Here is a 4,072-nt window from a genome sequence, read left to right as displayed (position 1 = left end):
GCCTATGCTTTTCTTAAGCGGTTAGTGAAGCAGTTTGATGAACCGAAGGTTGTAGTCACAGATAAAGCCCCCTCTATTACAAGTGCCTTTAAGAAACTAAAAGAATACGGCTTTTATCAAGGGACAGAACATCGTACCATTAAATACCTGAATAATTTGATTGAACAAGACCATCGTCCAGTAAAGAGACGCAATAAATTCTATCGAAGTTTACGCACTGCCTCTACCACGATTAAAGGCATGGAAGCCATTCGAGGATTATATAAGAAAACCCGAAAAGAAGGCACTCTCTTCGGGTTTTCGGTCTGTACTGAAATCAAGGTATTATTGGGAATCCCAGCTTAAATCATAGATACCGTAAGGAATTTTATTCTTTATTTAAAACTTTGCAACAGAACCACATAATGCTCGTTTTTGGGGACTAACTTCTAAACTACTTTATCTAATTCACATCGTTCTAGCATAAGCGTTTCGTATACCATTCGTTCTTCATCAATAGTTACATGCATTATCGTTTCAAGTTCTAAAATCAACTCTCTTTTTGCTAATTCATATCCTACCAATACTTATCCCCCTCCAATCATTTGCTCGTAAACTCCTAAGATCATCACCATAAATGATGCTGTCTAGAAGATACACTTCCATCAACTCTCCAACCTCCTTTATTTTTCGCGTAAATTTCAGATCATTTTCAGACGGAGTGGTGTCTCCTGAGGGATGATTGTGGATAATAATAAATCGGATCGAATTTGCTAATAGCAATGTCTTAAAAATTTCTCTTGTTGAAACTGTCGCCTGATTTAATGTCCCTATCGAAATTACACTAATGACAGTCGGCTTATTTTTTGTGTCTAAACCGAGTACCAACATCATTTCCCTATCTAAGTCTTTAAAGAATGGCATCATTAGATCTTTAATGTCATAGGGTGAAGAGATTGGTTTTGCTTCTAGCTCCTCCAATCCCTTAATACATAACTTTTCCTGTTTAAGTCTAACAAAGCTAATCTTCTTTCTTCTCATGTTACCTCTTCCTTTCCAATTAGATAAAATCCACAACTGCCTAATTTCATACCAAATAAAAAGAGCGAGCTACTTAACTAGTAACTTGCTCTCAATATAAAAATATATATTTAATTAGCGTTTAAATTTTGAGTCATTTGTGTTCCTTGCAAATAATCTGGATACATAATATCAAATTGACAGTAGGAGGAAATATTATGCCAAGACCAAGAACAAAAAAAGACTTGATATAATTCGTTTACAATGGTAAACTTACTTTGAACATATTTGTTTACATCTGTAGACAACTAGAAGGAAAGGAGAATGAGCACAATAGAATTTAATACTCATATCACAGATGCAGAATGGGAAGTCATGCGTGTAGTTTGGGCAAATGATCGAGTAACTAGTAAAAAAGTCATTTCCGTATTGCAAGAAAAAATGGACTGGACACAATCCACTATCAAAACGATCTTAGGTCGATTAGTTGGAAAAGGCGTACTAAATACAGAGCATGAAGGTAGAAAGTTTATTTACACTGCTAATATTGAAGAGACAGAAGCCGTAAGGGATTATGCAGAAGATATTTTTAACCGTATTTGCAATAAGAAAGTCGGAAATGTAATAGGAAGCATCATTGAAGATCATGTTTTAAGCTTCGATGATATAGATCGACTAGAAAAAATATTAGAGATGAAAAAATCTTTCGCAGTAGAAGAAGTGGATTGCAATTGTCCAGAAGGACAATGCGAATGTCATTTACATCATCATTAAGCATAAGGAGGAATTTAAAATGAATAATGACAACAAATATTCGTCCCATAATCACCATCAAGTACATCATGCTGGGCATGATCACAGCGGGCATAGCGGGCACAGTGGGCACAGCGGGCACAGTGGGCATGACCACCATCATCACGGAAGCTTTAAGGAACTTTTCTTAAAGTCATTGCCACTAGGAATCATTATTATGCTCTTATCCCCTATACATGGATTTAAACTACCATTCCAGTTTACTTTTCCATATTATGATATTGTAGTAGCTATTTTATCTACTATATTAATTATTTATGGTGGACGTCCATTCTATCAAGGTTCAGTTGACGAATTTAAACAAAAAAAACCTGGAATGATGGCACTCGTTTCTTTAGGTATAAGTGTTTCATATTTATACAGTATTTATGCTGTGATCATTACCTACGTAACGGGTGAACACGTGATGGACTTTTTCTTTGAATTTGCTTCATTACTATTAATCATGCTATTAGGTCACTGGATTGAGATGAAAGCTATTGGAGAAGCAGGAGACGCACAAGCAGAATTGGCTAAGTTAGTACCGAAAGATGCTCACGTTGTATTAAAAGACGATTCAATTGAAACACGACCAGTTGCTGACTTAAAGGTAGGTGATTTAATTCGTGTTCAAGCCGGAGAAAATGTGCCAGCAGACGGGATTATCGAGCGTGGCGAATCACGTTTAAATGAAGCTCTTCTAACTGGGGAGTCAAAAGCAGTAAAAAAAGGCCCTGGCGATGAAGTAATCGGAGGCTCAACAAATGGAGAAGGGGTTCTTTATATTAAAGTGAATGAGACAGGTGATCAATCCTTCATCTCTCAAGTACAGACTTTAATCAGCCAAGCTCAAAGTCAGCCTTCCAGAGCAGAAAATATTGCTCAAAAAGTTGCAGGGTGGCTCTTCTATATTGCTGTTATTGTCGCGCTAATTGCTTTTGTAGTGTGGATGGTTATAGAAGATGTACCAGCGGCAGTTATATTTACTATTACTACATTAGTTATTGCTTGTCCGCACGCATTGGGGCTGGCTATTCCATTGGTAACCGCCCGTAGCACAAGCTTAGGAGCTAGCCGTGGCTTACTAGTAAAAGACCGCCAAGCCTTAGAAATAGCTCAAGATGCAGATGTGATGATTTTAGATAAAACGGGTACTTTAACAACTGGTGAATTTAAAGTATTAGATGTAAAACTTCTTAATGACAAATATACAAAAGAGGAAATCATTGCCTTATTGGCAGGTATTGAAGGAGGATCTAGCCACCCAATTGCTCAATCAATTATAAGTTTCGCCGAGCAGCAAAATATACGTCCAGCATCTTTTGATTCGATTGATGTGATTTCCGGTGCTGGAGTAGAGGGTAAAGCAGGTGGGCACCGTTACCAATTAATCAGCCAAAAAGCCTATGGACGTAATCTTGATATGGATATTCCAAAAGGAGCAACTCTTAGTGTCTTAGTAGAAAACGATGATGCCATTGGTGCTGTAGCTTTAGGGGACGAATTAAAACCAACGAGTAAAGAGTTAATTAAAGCTCTTAAAAAGAACAATATTCAACCAATTATGGCAACAGGTGATAATGAAAAAGCGGCTCAAGGCGCGGCAGTAGATTTAGGGATTGAATATAGATCAAATCAATCTCCACAAGACAAATATGAGTTAGTTAAAACACTTAAAGATGAAGGAAAGAAAGTTATCATGGTAGGTGATGGTGTAAATGATGCTCCTTCTCTTGCCTTAGCAGATGTTGGTATAGCTATAGGTGCTGGAACTCAAGTTGCATTGGATTCAGCTGATGTCATATTGACTCAATCCGATCCAGGAGATATTGAATCATTCATTGAATTAGCACACAAAACAACTCGTAAAATGAAACAAAACCTATTTTGGGGAGCTGGTTATAACTTTATAGCTATCCCTCTAGCTGCAGGAATTTTGGCTCCCATTGGTATCACATTAAGCCCTGCATTAGGAGCAATCCTAATGTCTGTGTCAACAGTCATCGTCGCCATTAATGCTATGTTATTAAGTTTAGACCCCAAAAAATAACGGTTAACAGATCGAATGATTGAAACTCCTTAAAGTATCAAGATACAATAGTTTTACAGGAGAAAAAGAGATTTAAGTACTGGCTCTTTGTAAAATCGTGTTGGTAGAAGTAGACGATTTTTTCTACCAACACGATTTTTAATTTATTATAGAACTGATTTCTTTTAAAATCCTAAAAGCCACCTATTTCGGGCACTGGGGTTCGTCAAGTATACAGTTTAAATAGACTTG

The 4,072-nt window shown here is 37.0% G+C and carries 4 protein-coding genes and 1 pseudogene; 3 read left to right on the top strand and 2 right to left on the bottom strand.

Annotation, left to right across the window (positions count from 1 at the left end; genetic code table 11):
* A pseudogene (locus LMU01S_RS09610) lies at window positions 1-345 on the top strand (IS6-like element IS1216 family transposase); the annotation flags it as partial.
* Between the two features lie 83 nt (window positions 346-428).
* Here the strand turns inward: LMU01S_RS09610 and LMU01S_RS10785 are convergent.
* Window positions 429-563 carry a hypothetical protein gene (locus LMU01S_RS10785; protein ID WP_004050434.1) on the bottom strand — a complete coding sequence of 45 codons (135 nt, stop codon included), beginning with the start codon at window positions 561-563 and terminating at the stop codon, window positions 429-431.
* Complete coding sequence (locus tag LMU01S_RS09605) at window positions 550-1,020, bottom strand: JAB domain-containing protein (RefSeq protein ID WP_004050436.1); 471 nt, start codon at window positions 1,018-1,020, stop codon at window positions 550-552. Before LMU01S_RS09605 ends, LMU01S_RS10785 begins: the two co-directional genes overlap by 14 nt.
* 303 nt (window positions 1,021-1,323) lie before the next feature.
* Here LMU01S_RS09605 and LMU01S_RS09600 point away from each other — a divergent pair, with 303 nt between their 5' ends.
* On the top strand, window positions 1,324-1,773 hold the full coding sequence (locus LMU01S_RS09600; protein WP_004050438.1) for a CopY/TcrY family copper transport repressor: 450 nt from the start codon (window positions 1,324-1,326) through the stop codon (window positions 1,771-1,773).
* A 19-nt stretch (window positions 1,774-1,792) separates the two neighbouring features.
* Window positions 1,793-3,841 carry a heavy metal translocating P-type ATPase gene (locus tag LMU01S_RS09595; RefSeq protein ID WP_056960063.1) on the top strand — a complete coding sequence of 683 codons (2,049 nt, stop codon included), beginning with the start codon at window positions 1,793-1,795 and terminating at the stop codon, window positions 3,839-3,841.
* Window positions 3,842-4,072: the final 231 nt, after the last annotated feature.

It is taken from the genome of Ligilactobacillus murinus DSM 20452 = NBRC 14221 (assembly GCF_001591685.1).
Taxonomy (GTDB): Bacteria; Bacillota; Bacilli; order Lactobacillales; family Lactobacillaceae; genus Ligilactobacillus; species Ligilactobacillus murinus.
Note: the sequence above shows the minus strand (reverse complement) of the source record. Positions and strands in the feature narration are given on the sequence as shown.

Coding starts and splice junctions, on each gene's coding strand:
- LMU01S_RS09605 (WP_004050436.1), bottom strand. CDS start 1,020: ATGAGAAGAAAGAAGATTAGCTTTGTTAGACTTAAACAGGAAAAGTTA.
- LMU01S_RS09600 (WP_004050438.1), top strand. CDS start 1,324: ATGAGCACAATAGAATTTAATACTCATATCACAGATGCAGAATGGGAA.
- LMU01S_RS09595 (WP_056960063.1), top strand. CDS start 1,793: ATGAATAATGACAACAAATATTCGTCCCATAATCACCATCAAGTACAT.